Genomic DNA, 20,215 nt, shown 5'->3' with positions numbered 1-20,215 from the left:
CGCCCCGCTGCGCCCGCGCCCGCTCACTTGCGCACCTGCTCGGCGAGGGCGAGGGCGGCCCGGGCCATCTCGGCGGTGGCCTCGACGTCGGTCATCAGCAGCGGGACGGCCCGGCAGGCGATCCCGGCGGCTTCGACGGCGGCGACCGAGGCCTGGTCGGCGGTGTCGACGAGCCAGCCGTCGATGAGTGCGGCGCCGTAGTTCAGCGCGACCGCCTCCGCGGTGGCCTCGACGCCGACGGCGGCGAGCACCTTGTCGGCCATGCCGCGCACCGGGGCGCCGCCGATGATCGGGGAGAGCCCGACGACGGGGGCGGGGGCGGCGGCGACGGCCTCCCGGATGCCGGGGACGGCGAGGATGGTGCCGATGGAGACGACCGGGTTGGACGGCGGGAAGAGGATGACGTCGGCGGCGGCGAGGGCCTCCAGGACGCCGGGCGCGGGCTTCGCGGTGTCGGCGCCGACCGGGATGATCGCCTCGGCGTCGACGGCGGCGTGCAGCCTGACCCAGTACTCCTGGAAGTGGATCGCCCGGGTGCCCTGCTCGTCGGTGATCCGCACGTGGGTCTCGACCCGGTCGTCGCTCATCGGCAGCAGCCGTACGCCGGGCTTCCAGCGCACGCACAACGCCTCGGTGACCTGGCTGAGGCTGTAGCCGGCGGTGAGCATCTGGCTGCGGACGAGGTGGGTGGCGAAGTCGCGGTCGCCGAGCCCGAACCACTCGGGGCCGACGCCGTACTCCTTCATCTCGGCCTTGATCGACCAGGTCTCGTCGGTACGGCCCCAGCCCTGCTCCTCGTGGATGCCGCCGCCGAGGGTGTACATCACGGTGTCGAGGTCGGGACAGACCTTGAGGCCGTAGAGGTGGATGTCGTCGCCGGTGTTGCCGATGACGGTGATCTCGTCCTGCGGTCCGACCGCCGCGAGGAGTCCGCGCAGGAAGCGCGCTCCGCCGATTCCGCCTGCCAGTGCCACGATGCGCATGGGTTCATCCTGCCACGGTCCGACTGCCCGTCAGCCCGGTCGCCGGGCCGGCCGTCGGCGGGTGCGACGGCCGGGCCGACGTGGGCGGGTGCTCAGTGCGCCTCGGCCTGGGCCTGCGGGTGCTGCTCGGGGACGGCGGTGCCGCCGTACTGGTTCATCTCGGTGAGGCCCGGGGTGTAGAGGTGGATGGAGACGGCGGGTTCGAGCGTGCCGTTGACCACCTCGTGGAGGTAGCCGGAGGAGAAGACCCGCTGCCCGCCGGGGCGCAGGGTGCGGGCTCCCTCGCCGGCGCGGGTGAGCGAGCGTTCGATCAGCTCGCCCTGGACGACGGTCATCACGCCGGAGGACTCGCCGTGGTCGTGGAAGCCGCTGCTCTGGCCGGGCAGCCAGCTGAGCAGCCAGACCTCGTAGCCGGGGCCGGTCTCCAGCCGGGCGTACCAGCGGGTGAGCGCGTCGTAGCGGACCAGGGGTTCCCAGCGGGCGCGGTCGGCGGCGATCTCGCGGATCAGCCGGGCGTGGCCGGCCACGGTGGTGGGGTGGCGGGGCAGGTCGGTGCGGGCCAGGTGCGGGAAGGCGAGCGGGTCGCCGGCGATGGAGACGTCGCTGAGGCCGTCGGTCCAGCCCCGGGCGGGCGCGGTGGGGGCGGTGGGCGCGGGGCTTCGGCGGGCGAGTTTGCTGCGGTCGCGGTTCCGCTTGCGGATACGGGTCATACGCACGGGAGTCGTCCTCGGAGTGGCGGCTGTTCGTCGGGGATCAGCCGGATCCGGGATGTCCTGGGACGGGAATCGCGGGCGGCCTCTGTGCTTCCTGGGGGCGGCGCGCGGTGGGACGCGGGCGCCTAGATACAGCAGGAACAGAGGCGACAACAAGAGCTCACGGCACGGCGGAGCGTGGAACCGCTCCGGGGGCTGGCGAACTCTGACATAGGGGAAAGGAGACCGCATCCGTGGGGCCGGTGTCAAACACAGGGATGCGGCATTCAAGGGGGTTACGCCAAGAAGTTGCCCGGATGGGGTGATAAATCACGCTCTATGTTTCGATGGGAAGATCGCCGGGAAGGCAGGGCGATGACCGGCCTGTGATGGTGACCGAGCGTCACTCGCCGAATGGTTGTGGCTGGTTCGACGCCGTTCGGGGCTTTCGGATCGAAGGTCCAATGTGTCCGAATATGTACACTATTCGTAACGGCTTGGTGCCGGGGAGTGAATCCTCGCCCCAATACCAGAGCTCGGCTTGACTGAGCCAGAGTGACGCAACTGTAATTTCACTCGTGTCGTCGGCCGCACGAGGCAACGGCAACCACGGGGACGCCAAGTAGGGGCAGAGGAGGCGCGCCACATGAGCGAGCTCTTTGAGCTGTTGATCGGTGACGGCATCACGGAGGAGGAAGAGGAACTCGGTTGGCAGGAGCGCGCGTTGTGCGCCCAGACCGACCCCGAGTCCTTCTTCCCCGAGAAGGGCGGCTCCACGCGCGAGGCCAAGAAGGTCTGCCTCGCCTGCGAGGTCCGTTCGGAATGCCTGGAGTACGCCCTCGCCAATGACGAGCGGTTCGGCATCTGGGGCGGCCTCTCCGAGCGCGAGCGCCGCCGGCTCAAGAAGAGCGCGGTCTGACCGGGGCGGCCGCCGACCCCCGCTGACCCTTCGACAACCACACGGCAGTACGGGCGCCTCACCGCGGCGGTGGGGCGCTTTCGTGTTCCCTGCCGGCTCTTCACCGGTCCCGCACCGGCACCGCGGACGAAGCCGCCATCCGGAGCCGTTAGTGTGGTGCGCCATCCGGTTGCCGTTCACCGGCTGTGTCCACCGAGAACTGAGGCCCGCGCACTCGATGACCGTCTACAGCCACCAGAGCGGCTTCACCGCTGCCAGGCCGCCCGCCTACCCGCGCCACCTGGTCACCGCGGTGATCGTCTCGCACGACGGGGCCCGCTGGCTGCCGCAGGCCCTCGCCGGCCTGCTCGGCCAGGACCGCCAGGTCCAGCGGGTGCTCGCGGTCGACACCGGTTCCACCGACAACTCTCCGCAACTGCTGGCGGACACCCTCGCGGACTGGCTGCCCGAGAGCGGCCCGCTGCTCCTCGGCCGCCGGGCCGGCTTCGGCACCGCCGTCGCCGAAGCCGTCTTCGGCAGCCCGCCGCTGCGCCCGGAGGACCTGCCGTACCGGCTCGACCCCTCCGGCTACGACCCGGTCACCGGCGGCTGGGACGACTTCGGCGACCCGCTCGCCCAGGAGGACGACCTCGGCCGCGGCGGCCCGCGCGAGACCCAGCCCGTCGAATGGCTCTGGCTGCTGCACGACGACTGCGAGCCGCAGACCGACGCGCTGCGCCGGCTGCTCCAGGTCGCCGACTCCACCCCCAGCGCCGCCGTGGTCGGCCCCAAGCTGCGCAGCTGGTACGACCGCCGCCAGCTGCTGGAGGTCGGCGTCACCATCGCCCGCTCCGGCCGCCGCTGGACCGGCCTCGACCGCCGCGAGCAGGACCAGGGCCAGCACGACCAGGTCCGCCCGGTGCTCGCCGTCTCCAGCGCCGGCATGCTGGTGCGCCGCGACGTCTTCGAGGAACTCGGCGGCTTCGACAAGGCGCTGCCGCTGATGCGCGACGACGCCGACTTCTGCTGGCGGGTCAACGCCGCCGGCCACCGCGTGGTGATCGCCCCCGACGCCGTGCTGCGGCACGCCGAGGCGGCCAGCCGCGAGCGCCGCGCCATCGACTGCGGCCCCGCCCACCCGCACCGGGTGGACAAGGCCGGCGCCGTCTACACCCTGCTCGCCAACTGCAAGGGGGCGCTCTTCCCCTACGTCCTGCTGCGGCTGGTGCTCGGCACCCTGCTGCGGGCCGCCACCAACCTGCTCGGCAAGGACCCGCGCCAGGCCTTCGACGAGCTCACCGGCCTCGGCCACGAACTCGTCCGCTTCCCCCGGCTGCTGGCCGCGCGCAAGCAGCGCGCCCGCACCCGGGCCGCCGACGCCCTGGACGACCGCACGCTCTTCCCGCCGCCCGGCGCCACCGCCCGGCTCGCCGTCGAGGGCGTGATCGGCTCCCTCGGCATAGGGGGAGAGGACGACACCGGCCGGCACGGCTCGGTCGAGGCCGGGCCGGGCGGCGAGGACGACGAGGACCTGGTCGTCGAGCAGTTCACGCTGATCAAGAAGCTGGCCCGGCGTCCGGCGCCGGTGCTGTTCGCGGCCCTGCTGGTGTTCGCCCTGATCGCCTGCCGAGGCCTGTTCGGCAGCGGCGAGCTGTTCGGCGGCGCCCTGCTGCCGGCCACCGACGGCGCCGGCGGCCTCTGGTCGATGTACGCGGACGCCTGGCATCCGATCGGCACCGGCTCCACCGCCGCCGCGCCGCCGTACCTCGGCGTGCTCGCGGTGCTGTCCTGGGTGCTGTTCGACCACGCCGACCTCGCGCTCACCCTGCTGGTCGTGCTCACCGTGCCGCTGTCGGCGGTCAGCGCCTACCTGGTGTCCCGGCCGCTGCTGGACTCCAAGCTGGTCCGGGCCTGGGCCAGCGCCGCCTACGCGCTGCTGCCCGCCGCGACCGGCGCGCTCGCCCAGGGCCGGATCGGCACCGCCGTCCTCGCCGTGCTGCTGCCGCCGCTGGCCCGCGCCGCCGCGATCGCGGCCGGTCTCGGCATCCGCGACGAGAGCGCCGCCAAGGGCGCCCGCCCGGGGTGGCGGCCGGTCTGGATGACCGTCCTGCTGCTCACCCTGGCCACCTCCTTCGTGCCGTTGACCTGGGCGCTCGCGCTGCCGCTGTGCCTGGCGACGCTGGTCGTCGCGGTGGTCCGCGGCGGCGCCTTCGGCTCGGGCGGCGCCGCGCTGCGCCTGCTCGGCCTGCGCGTCCTGGTGATCCTCGCGCTGCCCGTCCTGGTGCTGGCGCCGTGGTCGCTGACGGTGCTGACGCACCCGCAGTGGCTGCTGCTGGAGGCCGGCCTGCCCGGCCTGCACGGCACCGGTGCGAGCGCGGCCGGCCTGCTGCTGGTCAACCCCGGCGGCGCCGGGGTGCCGCCGGTCTGGCTGTCGGCCGGCGTGGTGCTCGCCGCGCTCGCCGCACTGCTGCGCGCCGACCGCCGCCGCGCGGTGCTGGCCGCCTGGGGCGCGGCCGGTGCGGGCCTGGTCTTCGCGGTCGCGGTGGCGGGCACCTCCGTCACCCCGGCCTCCGGCGGCCCGGCGGTGCCCGCCTGGGCCGGCCCGGCCTCGCTGATCGCCGGGATCGCCCTGCTGGCGGCCGCCGCGATCGGTGCCGACGGCGCCAACGCCCGCGTGGCCGGGATCGCCTTCGGCTGGCGCCAGCCGGTGGCCGCGCTGGTGGTGGCCGCCGCGGTGCTGGCCCCGCTGGGCACCGGCCTGTGGTGGGCGCTCACCGGCGCCGGCAAGCCGCTGCACCGGGCCCAGGCCGGCCAGGTGCCCGCGTTCATCGCGGAGGAGGCCGGCACCACCGACCGGTCCCGCACCCTGGTCGTCACCGGCGACCCGGGCGGCGGCGCGGTCCGCTACACCGTGGTCCGCGGCGCGGGCCTGACGCTCGGCCAGGCCGAGTCCACCGTCGACCCGGCGACCGGCACCCAGGACGGCCTGAACAAGATGGTCGGCAGCCTGCTGGCCGGTTCCGGCGCCGACCAGGCCGGTGCGCTCTCCGGCTACGGCATCGCCTACGTGCTGGTCCAGAAGTCGGTGATCGCCACCTACAAGGACGTCCTGGACACCACCCCCGGCCTGGTCAAGGCCAACCAGGACGGCGACTCCGCGCTCTGGCAGGTCACCGGCGCCCCCGCCGTCCGCGCGGTGATCACCGCCCCGGGCGCCGCCCCGGTGGTCGTCCCGGCCGGGGCCCGCGACCTCACCGCCACCGTCCCGGCCGGCCCGGACGGCCGGGTGCTGCGGCTCGCCGAGTCCGCCGCCCCCGAGTGGAAGGCCACCGTGGGCGGCACCGCGCTGGAGTCCGTCACGGTCGACGGCTGGGCGCAGGGCTTCAAGCTCCCGGCCGGCGGCGGCAAGCTGTCCGTCACCCGGGAGGACGGCCTCGCGCACACCGGCTGGATCTGGGCCCAGGTGCTGCTCGGCCTGACCATTCTCGTGCTGGCCCTGCCCGGACGCCGCAGCCACAAGGACGACGACCTGCCCGAGGAGGTGGTGGCCGCCGCCGCGCTGGCCGCCGCGGCCCAGGCGCAGGCGCCCGCCCCCGGCAGCCGCCGGGCCCGCCGGATGGCCGAGCGCGGCGAGGGCGGCGAGGACGGCGGGGTGTACGAGGGCCCGCCGGGCGCGATCCCGGCGCAGCCCGCCGGCGAGCCGGTGGCCGAAGCGGTCCAGGCGGCCGCGGCCGTCCAGGAGACCGAGCCGTACACCGACCCGTACCAGACGTACCAGCAGGCCGACCCGTACAGCTACGACCAGTACGCGGCCCAGCAGCCGGTGGCCGCGCCGTACGGCGGCCAGGGGTACGACGGCCAGGGCTACGAGGGCTACCAGCCGCAGGCGTACCCGCAGCAGGGCTACGAGCAGCAGCCGTACCCGCAGGAGCAGCAGTACGGCTACGAGCAGCAGCCCTACCAGCAGACGGAGCACCAGCAGCCGTGGGTGCCGGGGCAGCCGCAGGCCGAGCCCTACTACGACCCCAACGACCCGAACGACCCCAACGGCACGGGCCGGTACCCGCACCAGCACGGATCGGGGAGCTGACCCGCGATGAAGAAGCCCGCATTCAGGAAGAAGTCCGCGCCCGAGGCCGTCGAGCCGACGGAGGCCGCCGAGGCCGGGCAGTCCGGGCACGCCCCGGCCCAGGCGCCGGAGCCCGCGGCCTCCGCCCGGCCGGCCGGGCGGTCCGGGGGCACCAGGACCACGCAGTCCCTGCTGGCCGCGGCCGTCGTGCTCGCGGCGGTGTTCGGGATCGCCGAGACGCGCCCGCCGGCCGCCCCCGCCAAGGCGGACGGTGGCGTCGCCCCGACCACCGCGCAGGTCGAGCGGACGGCGGCGGTCTGCCCGCAGCCGCTCCAGGGCCTGACCGGCTCGACCACGCTCACCGCCTACACCCCGCCCGGGACGGGCGGCGCCACCGGCGGGGCCGGCTGGCTCTCCGACGCCGCCGCGCCCGCGACCCCGCCGACCACCGCGCCCTCCGCCCCGGCGGCCGGCGCCCCCGCCGCGCCGTCCGGCTCGGCCGCCCCGGCCGGCCCGGACAAGGGCGCCGCGCCCGCCGACGCCCGGCTGACCCTGGCCAAGCCCGGCACCCCGGCCACCGGCCCGGCCGCCAACGGCGACACCGCGCCCGGCACCGGGGCCGTCGCCACCGGCGCCCTCGCCCCCGGCTTCACCGTCACCCAGACCACCGTGGTCACCGAGCAGCGCGGCCTCGGCCTGTCCGGCCTCACCTGCACCCCCGCGGGGACCAGCTTCTGGTTCGCCGGGGCCAGCACGGCCGGCGACCGGGTCGACTACGTCAGCCTGGTGAACACCGAGTCCTCCGCCGCCGTGGTCGACATCAAGCTGTACGGCGACAAGGGCCTGATCGAGAACGACGCCGCCAACGGCATCACCGTCGCCCCCGGCAGCTCCCAGTCCGTGCTGCTGCCGACGATCAGCAAGGGCGCGGTCAACGACCTCGCCGTGCACGTGGTCGCCCGCAGCGGGCGGGTGGGCGCCGCGCTGCACGCCGCCGACGGCGGCAGGGGCGCCGACTGGATCCCGGCCTCGGCTGAGCCGGCGGCCACCCAGGTGCTGCCCGGCCTGCCCGCCGACACCTCCGCCGCCCACCTGGTGGTCTGGGCGCCGCCGGAGGACGACGCCGACCTGAAGATCCAGCTGTCCGGCAAGAACGGCTGGTTCACCCCGGCCGGCAACGAGTCCATCCACATCAAGGCGGGCATGGTGGCCGCCGTCGACCTCGGCAAGGTCACCCGCGACGAGGTCGCCGGGCTGCGGCTGTCGCCCACCGACGACAAGCACCCGACCCCGGTCGTGGCCGGCCTGCGGGTCGACCGGGCCGGGGGCGGCGGCAAGAGCGACGCCGCCTGGCTCACCGGCACCGGCCCGGTCGGCGCCCGCGCCACGGTCGCCGACAACCGGGCCGGCGCGTCCACGCTGTTCCTGACCTCCGCCGGCGACGCCGCCACCGTCCGGGTCACCGCCTCGGCCGGCAGCGGCGGCGGCACCCCGGTGAGCAAGGACGTCCAGCTGCCGGCCGGCGGCACGGTCGCCCTCCCGGCGCCCGAGCCCGGCGGGCTGAACGGCAGCTTCGCGCTCACCGTCGAGACCGTCTCAGGCGGCCCGGTGATGGCCGCCCGGATGCTCTCGCTGCCCGCCAAGGACGTGCCGATGTTCACCATCCAGTCGCTGCGCGACGACCACAGCACCGTCAGGGTCCCGCGGGCCGGGCAGGATCCGGGCGTCGTCCTGCGCTGACCGGTCGGACGGGGCGGTACCCGGCAGGCCCGGGTACCGCCCCGTCCGCGTGCTCAGTCCTCGTCGTAGCGCGGGTCGATGGCGTCCGGGGACAGCCCCAGCAGCTCCGCCACCTGCTCGATCAGGATCTCGTGCACCAGCGCCGCGCGGTCCTCCCGGGTCTTCGCCCGGATCTCCACCGGCCGCCGGTACACCACGATCTGGCTCTTGCGCCCCTGCTTGCCCGGCAACACCCGCCCCAGCGGCACGCCGTCCTCGCCGTCGGCCGCGTCGGGCTCGTGCAGCGGCACCTCCTGGACGGCGAACTCCACTTCGATCAACTGCGGCCAGCGCCGTTCAAGACGCTCCACCGATTCGCGCACGTAGTCGTCGAACAGTTCGGAGCGGGTGAGCGAGATCGGCACCTGGGGCGGCGCCAGCGGGCCGCGCAGCCCCCTGCCGTGCCGGTCGCGATGCCGGGGACGGCGCGAGGGTCCCGTCGATGACTGCGGTGCAGAGCTGTCCATATCACTGCCGAGGGTAGTCCTTGGACGGTCGGAAGTGGACTACTCCGACGGGGAAACGCCCGGGGCGGCGGGGCGCGGACCGGCGTGCGGACCGCGACACGGCACACCCGCCGGACAGGCGGTCTTCGCTCCCCGGCGAGGAGTGCGGTACCGTCCACCCTCGTGAGCTCTGTACGTCGTTGTTCGCGGACCGCGTGCGGCCGGCCGGCCGTCGCGACGCTGACGTACGTCTACGCGGACTCCACCGCCGTCCTGGGCCCGCTCGCCACCTACGCCGAGCCGCACTGCTACGACCTGTGCGCAGAGCACGCCGAGCGCCTCACCGCCCCGCGCGGCTGGGAGGTCGTCCGGCTGGCCGCCGAGGCCGGGCCGCTGCGCCGCAGCAGCGACGACCTGGAGGCCCTCGCCAACGCCGTCCGCGAGGCCGCCCGGCCGCAGACCCCCCGTCAGGGCCGCGGGTCCGAGGGCGAGTCCACCGAGGGCGGCCGCCGCGGCCACCTGCGCGTCCTGCGCTCGCCGGACAACTGACGCCGCACAGCCGACGCCGTACCCCGCCCGGGCCCGCACCGGGCGTTCGTCCGACTTGGGTACGCTGCCCGTCTACCGTCACCGCGGACCGTCGACCGAACGGGCGGTGACCCCGACGTATCGTGACCGTGGGCGGCCAGCCGCCGATCACACGCACACCGACCAGTACAGAGACCAGGGTGGAGCCGCAGTGCGCGACCTCAAGCAGCTCGTGAAGGCCTACGACGTCCGAGGCGTCGTCCCGGACCAGTGGGACGAGCACCTGTCCCGGGCCTTCGGCGCCGCGTTCGTGCAGGTCACCGGCGCGTCCGCGATCGTCGTCGGCCACGACATGCGCCCCTCCTCCCCGTCGCTCACCCGGGCGTTCGCCGAGGGCGCCGCCGCCTACGGCGCTGACGTCGTCCAGATCGGCCTCTGCTCGACCGACCAGCTCTACTACGCCAGCGGCAAGCTCGACCTGCCCGGCGCGATGTTCACCGCCAGCCACAACCCGGCCCAGTACAACGGCATCAAGCTGTGCCGGGCCGGCGCCGCCCCGGTCGGCCAGGACACCGGCCTCGCCGAGATCCGCGAGCTGGTCGAGTCCTGGACGGGTGAGGACGACACCGTCACCGTCCCGGCCAAGGACGTCAAGCCGGGCGCGCTGTCCGAGCAGGACACCCTGCGCGGCTACGCCGACCACCTGCTGGGCCTGGTCGACCTCACCGCGATCCGTCCGCTCAAGGTCGTCGTGGACGCGGGCAACGGCATGGGCGGCCACACCGTGCCGACCGTCTTCGACGGCCTGCCGATCGAGCTCGTCCCGATGTACTTCGAGCTGGACGGGACCTTCCCCAACCACGAGGCCAACCCGCTCGACCCGAAGAACATCGTCGACCTCCAGGCCAGGGTCCGTGAGGTCGGCGCCGACCTCGGTCTGGCCTTCGACGGCGACGCCGACCGCTGCTTCGTCGTCGACGAGCGCGGCGAGCCGGTCTCCCCGTCCGCCATCACCGCCCTGGTCGCCGCCCGCGAGATCGCCCGCGCCCAGGCCGCCGGCGAGGCCGAGCCGACCGTCATCCACAACCTGATCACCTCCTGGACCGTCCCCGAGGTGGTCCGCGAGCTCGGCGCCAACCCGGTGCGCACCCGGGTCGGCCACTCCTTCATCAAGCAGGAGATGGCCGTCACCGACGCCGTCTTCGGCGGCGAGCACTCCGCGCACTACTACTTCCGCGACTTCTGGCGCGCCGACACCGGCATGCTGGCCGCGCTGCACGTGCTGGCCGCGCTCGGCGGGCAGCCCGGCACGCTGTCCGCGCTCACCGCCGAGTACGACCGCTACGCCGCCTCCGGCGAGATCAACAGCACCGTCGCCGACCAGGCCGCCAGCACCGCCGCCGTCCGCGCCGCCTACGCCGGCCTGGAGGGCACCACCGTCGACGAGCTGGACGGCCTCACCGTGGCCGGCCCGGACTGGTGGTTCAACCTGCGCGCCTCCAACACCGAGCCGCTGCTGCGCCTGAACGCCGAGGCCAAGGACCCGGCGAAGATGGCCGAGCTGCGCGACGGCGTGCTCGCCATCGTCCGCGCCTGACCGAGGCCTCCTGTGCCCCGGCCGGTAGGGTTGCCTATCGGCCGGGGCACCGCCGTGCCACCCCCCGACTTTTGGAGAGCCCCATGAAGCTCGAATCCTTCCTGCTGGAGATCCTGGTCTGCCCGCAGTGCCGGGCCGCGCTCACCGAGGGCGGCACCGAGGAGCAGCCCGAGCTGGTCTGCACCGGCGCGGACTGCGGCCTCGCGTACCCGGTGCGGGACGGCATTCCGGTCCTGCTGGTGGACGAGGCCCGCCGCCCGGCCTGATCCTTGGGGCGAAGCCCCCACCCCGTCAGCCCAGCGCGCACAGGACAGCAGCCGGAGGCCCGCCGCATGCTCGACGACACCCTGCTCGACGACCCGGCCGCCCTGCAGCGCGCCGACCGCGACCGCGCCCTGCTGGCCCTGGCCGGCGCCGGTGCGCGGGTCCGCACCGCGCTGCGGCTGGCCGACGCGGCCGGCCTGGACCGGCTGCGCCCGGACGGCCGCCCGCGCGCCGTCCTGGTCGCGGGCCACGGCAGCGCCCTGACGGCGGGCGAGATCCTGACCGCGCTGGCCGGCAGCGCCGGCCTGATCACCACGCTGCCGCCGACCGAGGCGGCCGCCCCGCGCGCCGACCGGGCCGGCGCGCCGCCCGCCTTCACCACCGGGCTCGGCTGGCAACTGCCCGGCTGGGCCGGCCCGCTGGACCTCCTGGTGGTCAGCTCCGCCGACGGCGGCGAACCGGGCCTGGTCAGCCTCGCCGAGCAGGCCTACGCGCGCGGCTGCGCGATCGCGGTCACCGCCCCGGTGGGCAGCCCGCTGGCCGAGGCCGCGTTGCAGGTGCGCGCGCTGCCGCTGCCGTACGTGGCCTCCGCGCTGCCCGAGGACGAGGCGCCCGCCCGCCCGGCCGCCGAGCCGGACCTCCCCGCCGAGGACCCGGCCGCGCTGTGGTCCCACCTCACCCCGCTGCTCGCGCTCGCCCAGAAGATCGGCATCACCCAGCTGCCGTACGACGCGCTGCCGGCCGTCGCCGACCTGCTGGACGCGACCGCCGTCCGCTGCCGCCCCGACGCCGCCGCGTACACCAACCCGGCCAAGGGCCTGGCCGCCCGGCTGGCCGGGACGGTCCCGCTGCTGTGGGCCGAGGGCCCGATCGCCGGGGCCGTCGCCACCCGCTTCGCCGCCCAGCTCGCCGAACGGGCCGGCCGCCCGGCGCTGGCCGGGCCGCTGCCGCAGGTGCTCACTGCCCACCGCGGCATGTTCACCGGCCAGTTGGGCGCGGGCGCGGACCCGGACGACTTCTTCCGCGACCGGGTCGACGAGCCGGATCCGCTGCACCTCCAGGTCCTGCTGCTGCGGCACGTCCCGGGGGCGCCCGGCGGTCGGCCCGGGGCCCAGCCCGGCGGCGCGGCCGACGAGGCGGACGGGCCGGCCGAGGTGCCGGAGGACGACGCGGGCCCGCGCAGCTTCGGCGTCACCCGCGCGCACCGGCTGGCCGGCGCCCACGACGTCCGGCTGACCGAGTACGCGACCACCCGGCCGGACCCGCTGCACGCGCTCGCCGACCTGGTCGCGCTGACCGACTTCGCCGCCGTCTACCTCGGGCTCGCCGCCGCGCAGTCCTGAGCCGGCGTCGCACGGCCGGTACGGTAAGCGCTCGACGGAGCAGCGCGACCAGCCATTGCGGCGGAGGGACCCGGAGCATGAGTACAGAAGGCGGCACCAAGGCACTGGTCGCGGCACTGTCCGCGAACCTGGCGATCGCGGCGGCCAAGTTCACCGCCTTCGGCTTCACCGGCTCGTCGTCGATGCTGGCCGAGGGCGTGCACTCGGTCGCCGACTCGGGCAACCAGGTGCTGCTGCTGATCGGCGGCAAGCGGGCGCGCCGGGCGGCGGACGAGGAGCACCCGTTCGGGTACGGCCGCGAGCGTTACATCTACGGCTTCCTGGTGGCGATCGTCCTCTTCAGCGTCGGCGGCCTGTTCGCGATCTACGAGGGCTGGCACAAGGTCAACCACCCGGAGAAGCTGGACTCCTGGGGCTGGGCGGTCGGCGTGCTGATCTTCGCCGTCGCGATGGAGGGCTGGTCCTTCCTCACCGCGATGCGCGAGTCGGCGAAGGCCAAGGGCGGCCAGGGCTGGGTGCAGTTCATCCGCACCGCCAAGGCCCCGGAGCTGCCGGTGGTGCTGCTGGAGGACGCCGGCGCGCTGATCGGCCTGGTGCTCGCGCTGCTCGGCGTCTCGCTCACCGTGATCACCGGCGACGGCGTCTGGGACGGCGTCGGCACCCTGGGCATCGGCGTCCTGCTGGTGCTGATCGCGGTGGTGCTCGCCCTGGAGACCAAGTCGCTGCTGCTCGGCGAGTCCGCCGACCGGGATTCGGTGCGCCGGATCCGCGAGGCGCTGGTGGACGGCGAGGCCGTCACCGGCGTGATCCACATGCGCACCCTGCACCTGGGGCCGGAGGAACTGCTGGTCGCCGCCAAGATCGCCGTCAACGCGGAGGACAGCGCGGCCCGCGTCGCGCGGGCGATCGACGCGGCGGAGGAGCGGGTCCGGGCCGCCGTCCCGATCGCGCGGGCGATCTACCTGGAGCCCGACGTCTACAGCGCCGAGAAGGCCGCCGCGGGCGAGGACCCGGCGGCCACCCCCGGCGGGCCCGGGCCCGGCGCCTCGCACTGACCGGCGCCGGTCCGCCGCCGGCCGGGGTCGGCTGGGATCCGCTTGAGGACCCGTCCGGTCCGAGGCCGAAATCGCTCATCGGCGGACGGCCGGTGGGGCCGCCGGTGTAGATTCGTCACCAGAGCCAGAACGTCGCTGCTGATGGCGGTTGATCGGCGGTCCGCCCCTGTGGGGTGTGCCCCGGTCGAGGGAGAGAGGTCCTCCGACGGTTTGTGCTGCGCAGCAGGGAACCGGTCCGCCACCACGGATCCGGCCGCCCCGGCGTAGCCGTGCACCCGTACGGCCCCGCCCCCGCTGCGACCGCACACACAGGACCTTGGCCACGCCCACCCCATCAGCGAGGAGCAGACGCATGTCGACCGACACCACCGGTGACTTCAAGGTCGCCGACCTTTCCCTGGCGCCGTTCGGCCGCAAGGAGATCCAGCTGGCCGAGCACGAGATGCCCGGCCTGATGTCGATCCGAGCCGAGTACGCCGAGTCGAAGCCGCTGACCGGCGCCCGCATCACCGGCTCGCTGCACATGACCGTGCAGACCGCCGTCCTCATCGAGACCCTGACCGCCCTGGGCGCCGAGGTCCGCTGGTGCTCCTGCAACATCTTCTCCACCCAGGACCACGCGGCCGCCGCCATCGCGGTCGGCCCGGAGGGCACCCCGGAGAACCCGCAGGGCGTGCCGGTCTTCGCCTGGAAGGGCGAGACCCTGGACGAGTACTGGTGGTGCACCGAGCAGGCTCTGACCTGGCCCGAGGGCAAGACCCCGAACATGATCCTGGACGACGGCGGCGACGCCACCCTGCTGATCCACAAGGGTGTCGAGTTCGAGAAGGCCGGTGCCGCGCCGGACCCGTCCACCGCGGACAACGACGAGTTCCGGATCATCCTGGAGCTGCTCAACCGCACCCTCAAGGACTCCCCGAACAAGTGGACCGAGGTCGCCGCCACCATCAAGGGCGTGACCGAGGAGACCACCACCGGTGTCCACCGCCTGTACGAGATGCACCGTGACGGCCAGCTGCTGTTCCCGGCGATCAACGTCAACGACTCGGTCACCAAGTCGAAGTTCGACAACAAGTACGGCTGCCGCCACTCGCTCATCGACGGCATCAACCGCGCCACCGACGTCCTGATCGGCGGCAAGGTCGCCGTCGTCTGCGGCTACGGCGACGTCGGCAAGGGCTGCGCCGAGTCGCTGCGCGGCCAGGGCGCCCGCGTCATCGTCACCGAGATCGACCCGATCTGCGCGCTCCAGGCGGCGATGGACGGCTACCAGGTCGCCACCCTGGAGGACGTCGTCGAGACGGCCGACATCTTCATCACGACCACGGGCAACAAGGACATCATCATGGCCTCCCACATGGCCCGGATGAAGCACCAGGCCATCGTCGGCAACATCGGCCACTTCGACAACGAGATCGACATGGCCGGCCTGGCGCAGCTGCCCGGCGTGGTGAAGACCGAGGTCAAGCCGCAGGTCCACGAGTGGCGCAAGGCCGACGGCCGCACCATCATCGTCCTCTCCGAGGGCCGCCTGCTGAACCTGGGCAACGCGACCGGCCACCCGTCGTTCGTGATGTCCAACTCCTTCGCGAACCAGACGATCGCCCAGATCGAGCTGTTCACGAAGACCGAGCAGTACCCGATCGGCGTCTACGTGCTGCCCAAGCACCTGGACGAGAAGGTCGCCCGGCTGCACCTCGACGCGCTCGGCGTGAAGCTGACCACCCTGAGCCAGGAGCAGGCCGACTACATCGGCGTCCCGGTCGAGGGCCCGTACAAGGCGGAGCAGTACCGCTACTGATGCGGTGAGCCGTACGCCGGTGGCCGGCACCCCTGCGCAGGGGTGCCGGCCACCGGCGCGTTCGGTCGGCCGTCGGCGGTTCAGGGCACGATGACGTCGGTGGTCCAGTCGGTGGCGTCCGGGCCGAGGGCCTCGGTGTGGGCGAGCATCCAGGGGAGGCCGCCGAGCTGCTCCAGGGAGGGCGGATCGCCGGCTCCGGTGCCGATGGAGATCTCCACCCCGTTCTGGACGGACTCCAAGGGCGGGTGCGGGTCGGTGTAGGGCGAGCCGTCCGTGCTGGTGTAGACCGGGCGCGGCCCGATCGGCCGCAGGGTGACCGAGACGTTCTTCCCCTCGACCTGGAACATCAGCCACAGGCTCCAGGCGCCGACGCCGTCCGTGTCCGGCCGCCAGAGCGAGATGTCGGTGGCCTTGAACGTCTCGGGCAGGCCGGTGAACCGCACCGGCAGGGGGACGTCCCAGTGGCCGTACCGGACATCGGCCGCGACCCTGAGCAGAATCTCCTGGGAGAAGTTTTCGAGGCGGCCGCCACCGTTTCCGCTGATCTCCGCCCACCGGCCGTCGGGGGTCAGCCAGCGCAGCGTCGGGGCGGCCGTACCGCCCGAGTCGACCAGCCAGTAGGCCGGCCGCCGTTGGCGGGCCGGCAGCGTCGCCAGGGCGTGGCGCAGGTCCAGCGAGGCGTCGAGGTCGACGGGCACGGACTCGGTGTCGAGGGCGGTGCCCGGCCGGCTGGTCCGTCGCCACCAGGAGGTGCGCTGCTCGGCCAGGAAGGTGTTGACCAGCACCCTGCGGGCGTAGCCGTCCAGGTTCTCCATGCGGCCTGCCCGCGACCAGTTCACGTACAGCTTGGTGATGGTCTCCTGGACCAGGTCGTCCGCGCGGTGCCAGTCCCCGCACAGCAGATAGGCGACCTTGCGCAGCCAGCCGCTCCTGGAAGTCACGTACTCCGTGAACTCCTCGTCGCGTGCCTGCTTCGCCATCTGCGCCCCCCTTCTCCCGCGTACCGTCGGCGCTCGTGCGCGCCGTCCACCCCCCTAATGCGGGCACCCGCCCCGAACGTTGCATGCGAAGTGCGCACGTAGGCTTTCGGGCATGCCCAACGGCCGGTACTCGCTCCATACAGCCATGACTCCTCTGGGTCACGACCGCGTGCTGCTCGGGGAGGAGCGCTTCAGCTGCGCCCCCGGGGCGGCCGGCTGGCGGTACGTCTCCAAGACCTACGCGCCGGACGGGCGGGTGATCGGCAGCGTCGACCTCACCCTGGACTCGCGGGCCCGCCCGCTGCGGATGGAGCTGCGGGCCGGTGGCTGGCAGGTGCGCGGCGGCGCGGTGGACGGCGTCGCCTGGGTCCGGACGGACGCGGCGGACCCGGGCGGCGAGCACAGCGTGGAGGGGCACGACCGGGCGCACGGGTTCACCGGCGGCTCGCCGGCCTTCCTGGTCGCCACCGCCCGGCTGCTGCGGCTGCGGGAGGGGGCGAGTGCACGGGTGCGGCTGGTCGCGTTCACCGAACCGGTGCTGGCGCCGCGCACCTTCGACCAGGGGTGGCTGCTGGAGGGGGTCGACACGCACCAGACCGACTCCGGGCCGCTGCTGGTCGAGCGGTACCAGGTCGCGGACCTGGAGACCGGCGAGCAGCAGGTCGTGCACCTCGCGGGGGACGTGGTGCTGGCGGCCGACGGGATCGAACTGGAGGAGCTGGCGTCGCCGCCGAACGCCTGGCCGGCGCAGTTCGGGGAGTAGGTCCGGGCTGAGTGGGTCGGGCGGCGGGCCCGACGGCGCGGTGAGCCTAGGCGGGCGGCGCGAAGCCGGTGCCGGGGGCCGGTGTCGAGGCTGGGGCCGGTGTCGGGGACGGCTGGTCGGCGGTGGGCGGGGCGGGCTTCTCGAAGGAGGGGGCGGCCGGGGCCACGGGCGTCGTCGGGGTCGTTGCCGCGGTCGTCGTCGGGACGCCGAGGACGCGCAGCGGCCCGCCGTCCGCGGTGGGCGGCTGGGGCGCGGGAGCCGGCCACGCGGCGGGTGCGGGGGCCGCGGTCCGCTGCCGCTGCCACTGGGCCTGGGCCCGCGTCCACTCCCGGCGCTGGCGCTCGGTGAGCACCGCGCCCAGGTATGCCGCCGGGTGCAGCCCCTGCGCCACCGGATGACCGGTCCGGGCGGCCAGGTCGCCGGCCAGCCGGGTGGACATCTGGAGCGCCACCGTGGGGTCCAACTGGCCTATGCGGCCCAGCAGTTGGCGAATCGCCAGCCAGAGCGGCTCCGGCACGGCGGACAGGTCCATCGCGACCAGCTCCCGGCCCATCGTCTGGAGCAGGTGCGGGTGCACGGGCGGCAGCGGCGGCGTCCCCCCGCCCGGGGTGCGCTCGCGGACGACCACCGTCCCGGCGAAGATGTCGCCCAGCCGCTTGCCGTCCACGTTCACGGCCGAGGTGATCACCGCCGGCACGCCGGTCATGGCGACCAGCTCCATGAAGCCGACCAGCCCGCGCACCAGCGAGTGCCGGAACCGCACCGGGCCGCCGTCGGTGCGCACCACCCGCAGGCCGAGCGCGGCCTTGCCGAGCGAGCGCCCGTGGGTGAAGGTCTCGACCATCACCGGCACGGCCACCAGGAAGAACACCAGCAGCCCGATCAGGGTGGCCGCCAGCGCCGCACCGTCCAGTCCGATCAGGGCGACGCTCAGGGTGAGCGAGACCAGGAACAGGGCAGCGAACTCCACGAGCAGGTCCAGCGTGATCGCCAGCGCCCGGCTGGGAAGCTTCGCCGTCTGCAGGTCGAGGACGACCGCCTCACCCGTCACCAGGTCGCTCAAGACACCTGTCCGTTCACGTTCGTGGAGCCGTACAGCTCACTCATGGAGGCCGCCGAGGGCGGCACGGACGAGGGGAGGGGCGTCATCCGGACCGGCCCCCACGACCTGCTCTCCGCAGTCTGATCCGCAGCCGCAAACATACGGCGCCCGGTGGTCGCACGGGAAGTGAGATCCCGGCGGTCGGGGGGCCCACCGCTGCTGGCATGCTGGGCCGCGCGTATCCGTACGTACCCGCCCGTCCACCCGCCCGCGACCGGGCCCCCTCGCGCCCACCGCCGACCATGGAGCCGCCGAATGGACCTGGACGTCTTCGTCGCCACCCACCAGGGGGAGTGGGCACGGCTGGACGCCCTCGCCCGACGGCGCCGGCTCAGCGGAGAGGAGGCCGACGAACTGGTCACCCTGTACCAGCGCGCCACCGGCCACCTGGCCAAGGTCCAGGCCGCCGCACCGGACCCTGCCCTGCTCAGCCGGCTGACCGGCCTGGTCTCGCGGGCCCGCAGCGCGGTGACCGGATCGCGCAGCAGCGGATGGCACGACGTCGCCCGGTACTACACGGTGAGCTTCCCGGCCGCGCTGTACCGCGCGCGCCGCTGGTGGGTGCCGGTCGCGGTCGTCTCGCTGCTGGCCACCGCGGTGCTCGCCTGGTGGATGGCCACCCACCCCGAGGTCCGCAACAGCCTGGTCGCCCCGGATCACCTGCGGGAGATGACCCGCCCGGGCGGGCAGTACGAGTCGTACTACTCGGACCGCCCGGCGAGTTCGTTCGCCGCGCAGGTCTGGACGAACAACGCCTGGATCGCCGTGCAGTGCCTGCTGTTCGGGATCGCGCTGGGTCTCCCGGTGCTCTGGGTGATGTGGACCAACGTGGTCAACCTCGGTGTCGGCGTCGGGCTGATGGCCTCCGCCGGGCGACTCGACGTCTTCCTCGGCCTGCTCATCCCGCACGGCCTGCTGGAGCTGACCGCGGTGTTCGTGGCCGGAGGCCTCGGTCTGCGCCTCGGCTGGACGGTCATCGACCCCGGCCCGCGCACCCGTGGAACGGCCCTGGCCGAACAGGGCCGCTCCATCATCGGCATGTCCATCGGCCTTGCCACGGTGCTGGCCGTTTCCGGTGTGCTCGAAGCGTTCGTCACCCCTTCCGGGCTGCCCACCTGGGCACGCATCTCGATCGGAGTGCTGGCCGAGGCGGCATTCCTTCTCTACGCGCTGGTGTGGGGCCGAAAGGCCGCCGAGGCCGGCGAAGTCGGTGATCTGGACGCGGCCGATCGGGCGGATCTGCAACCCGTCGCGGCCTGAGGCGAGGTGATCGACATGCCTCTGACCTGGTAGTCTTCTCGCATCCCGACCAAACCATTGACGTGGTGAGGGTGGGCTAGTAGGTTTGAACGGTTGGGACAGACTGGACAACGGTCAGTCCCGGGCGTTAGTGTCTACGACACCGCCAAATCGAGGTGAGCGCGTTTTATGAATGCGCATCCTTCGACGAAGCAAAATCCCGCGGACTGAGCACATCGAAAGCTTTGATAAGCTTCGGAGCGAAGTTCGAAGGAAATCCCGCCAGCGGGAATTCGGAGAAACGAAGCCGGTAAGAACGGCCGCGAGGATCTGATAAGCTGGAAACACGAAAGAACGAAGCGCCCGGAGGGCCCGCTGGAAGGCGGTCCGAAGGAAGTGTCCGTTCCTTGAGAACTCAACAGCGTGCCAAAAGTCAACGCCAGATATGTTGACATCCCCGGCCTCGATCGTTTGATCGGGGTTGGAGATTCCTTTTGAAGTAAAACACTAGCGAGGACGCAGTGCGCGGGACCGCCCTATTCCGGTGGTTGCCGTGCCGCTCAACGCGAGTGCCGCCCGATTGCGGGTAGACATTCACGGAGAGTTTGATCCTGGCTCAGGACGAACGCTGGCGGCGTGCTTAACACATGCAAGTCGAACGGTGAAGCCCTTCGGG

The 20,215-nt window shown here is 73.5% G+C and carries 16 protein-coding genes and 1 rRNA gene; 12 read left to right on the top strand and 5 right to left on the bottom strand.

Annotation, left to right across the window (positions count from 1 at the left end; translation table 11 throughout):
• Window positions 1-23 precede the first annotated feature (23 nt).
• Both cofD and AB0O82_RS32415 read right to left on the bottom strand, forming a co-directional pair.
• Window positions 24-983, bottom strand: a complete 960-nt coding sequence (gene cofD / locus AB0O82_RS32420) for a 2-phospho-L-lactate transferase (protein ID WP_363587598.1) — start codon at window positions 981-983, stop codon at window positions 24-26.
• 92 nt (window positions 984-1,075) lie between these two features.
• The gene (locus tag AB0O82_RS32415; protein WP_363587596.1) at window positions 1,076-1,699 is read right to left on the bottom strand and encodes a cysteine dioxygenase family protein; all 624 of its coding nucleotides are present in this window, start codon (window positions 1,697-1,699) and stop codon (window positions 1,076-1,078) included.
• Window positions 1,700-2,321: 622 nt separating this feature from the next.
• Between AB0O82_RS32415 and AB0O82_RS32410 the strand changes: the two genes are divergently transcribed.
• The 3 genes from AB0O82_RS32410 (at window position 2,322) to AB0O82_RS32400 (ending at window position 8,382) form a co-directional block, all read left to right on the top strand.
• Window positions 2,322-2,594: a WhiB family transcriptional regulator gene (locus AB0O82_RS32410; RefSeq protein WP_045702141.1), complete on the top strand. Its 273-nt coding sequence runs from the start codon at window positions 2,322-2,324 to the stop codon at window positions 2,592-2,594.
• A 217-nt stretch (window positions 2,595-2,811) separates the two neighbouring features.
• A complete protein-coding gene (locus AB0O82_RS32405) occupies window positions 2,812-6,663 on the top strand; it encodes a glycosyltransferase family 2 protein (RefSeq protein WP_363587594.1) in 3,852 nt (1,283 codons plus the stop codon).
• Between the two features lie 6 nt (window positions 6,664-6,669).
• The gene (locus AB0O82_RS32400) at window positions 6,670-8,382 is read left to right on the top strand and encodes a DUF5719 family protein (protein WP_363587592.1); all 1,713 of its coding nucleotides are present in this window, start codon (window positions 6,670-6,672) and stop codon (window positions 8,380-8,382) included.
• A 53-nt stretch (window positions 8,383-8,435) separates the two neighbouring features.
• On the opposite strand, the gene AB0O82_RS32395 is transcribed toward AB0O82_RS32400, so the two are convergent.
• On the bottom strand, window positions 8,436-8,888 hold the full coding sequence (locus tag AB0O82_RS32395) for a metallopeptidase family protein (protein WP_079135840.1): 453 nt from the start codon (window positions 8,886-8,888) through the stop codon (window positions 8,436-8,438).
• An 84-nt stretch (window positions 8,889-8,972) separates the two neighbouring features.
• On the opposite strand from AB0O82_RS32395, the gene AB0O82_RS32390 reads away from it, so the two are divergent.
• From AB0O82_RS32390 to ahcY, 6 genes are all read left to right on the top strand, one after another.
• A complete protein-coding gene (locus tag AB0O82_RS32390; RefSeq protein WP_079136306.1) occupies window positions 8,973-9,416 on the top strand; it encodes a DUF3499 domain-containing protein in 444 nt (147 codons plus the stop codon).
• Between the two features lie 190 nt (window positions 9,417-9,606).
• A complete protein-coding gene (locus AB0O82_RS32385) occupies window positions 9,607-10,992 on the top strand; it encodes a phosphomannomutase/phosphoglucomutase (RefSeq protein ID WP_363587590.1) in 1,386 nt (461 codons plus the stop codon).
• A gap of 83 nt (window positions 10,993-11,075) precedes the next feature.
• Window positions 11,076-11,258: a Trm112 family protein gene (locus AB0O82_RS32380; RefSeq protein ID WP_280686052.1), complete on the top strand. Its 183-nt coding sequence runs from the start codon at window positions 11,076-11,078 to the stop codon at window positions 11,256-11,258.
• 66 nt (window positions 11,259-11,324) lie between these two features.
• Window positions 11,325-12,599 (top strand): SIS domain-containing protein, encoded by a 1,275-nt coding sequence (locus AB0O82_RS32375; RefSeq protein WP_363587588.1) that lies wholly within the window; start codon window positions 11,325-11,327, stop codon window positions 12,597-12,599.
• 77 nt (window positions 12,600-12,676) lie between these two features.
• Window positions 12,677-13,654 (top strand): cation diffusion facilitator family transporter, encoded by a 978-nt coding sequence (locus AB0O82_RS32370; protein WP_363587586.1) that lies wholly within the window; start codon window positions 12,677-12,679, stop codon window positions 13,652-13,654.
• Window positions 13,655-14,006: 352 nt separating this feature from the next.
• Window positions 14,007-15,455: an adenosylhomocysteinase gene (gene ahcY, locus AB0O82_RS32365; protein WP_363587584.1), complete on the top strand. Its 1,449-nt coding sequence runs from the start codon at window positions 14,007-14,009 to the stop codon at window positions 15,453-15,455.
• Between the two features lie 80 nt (window positions 15,456-15,535).
• Here ahcY and AB0O82_RS32360 read toward each other — a convergent pair whose 3' ends face one another.
• Entirely contained in the window at window positions 15,536-16,435 is a 900-nt protein-coding gene (locus AB0O82_RS32360; RefSeq protein ID WP_363587582.1) for a sigma factor, read from the bottom strand.
• A 112-nt stretch (window positions 16,436-16,547) separates the two neighbouring features.
• Between AB0O82_RS32360 and AB0O82_RS32355 the strand changes: the two genes are divergently transcribed.
• On the top strand, window positions 16,548-17,198 hold the full coding sequence (locus tag AB0O82_RS32355) for a hypothetical protein (protein ID WP_350886472.1): 651 nt from the start codon (window positions 16,548-16,550) through the stop codon (window positions 17,196-17,198).
• A 46-nt stretch (window positions 17,199-17,244) separates the two neighbouring features.
• Here AB0O82_RS32355 and AB0O82_RS32350 read toward each other — a convergent pair whose 3' ends face one another.
• On the bottom strand, window positions 17,245-18,261 hold the full coding sequence (locus AB0O82_RS32350; RefSeq protein ID WP_363587580.1) for an RDD family protein: 1,017 nt from the start codon (window positions 18,259-18,261) through the stop codon (window positions 17,245-17,247).
• Between the two features lie 294 nt (window positions 18,262-18,555).
• Here AB0O82_RS32350 and AB0O82_RS32345 point away from each other — a divergent pair, with 294 nt between their 5' ends.
• The gene (locus AB0O82_RS32345) at window positions 18,556-19,560 is read left to right on the top strand and encodes a stage II sporulation protein M (protein WP_063349146.1); all 1,005 of its coding nucleotides are present in this window, start codon (window positions 18,556-18,558) and stop codon (window positions 19,558-19,560) included.
• A gap of 572 nt (window positions 19,561-20,132) precedes the next feature.
• Window positions 20,133-20,215 (top strand): 16S ribosomal RNA (locus AB0O82_RS32340); the annotation flags it as partial.

Source organism: Kitasatospora sp. NPDC088264 (assembly GCF_040685715.1).
Lineage (GTDB): Bacteria > Actinomycetota > Actinomycetes > Streptomycetales > Streptomycetaceae > Kitasatospora.
Note: the sequence above shows the minus strand (reverse complement) of the source record. Positions and strands in the feature narration are given on the sequence as shown.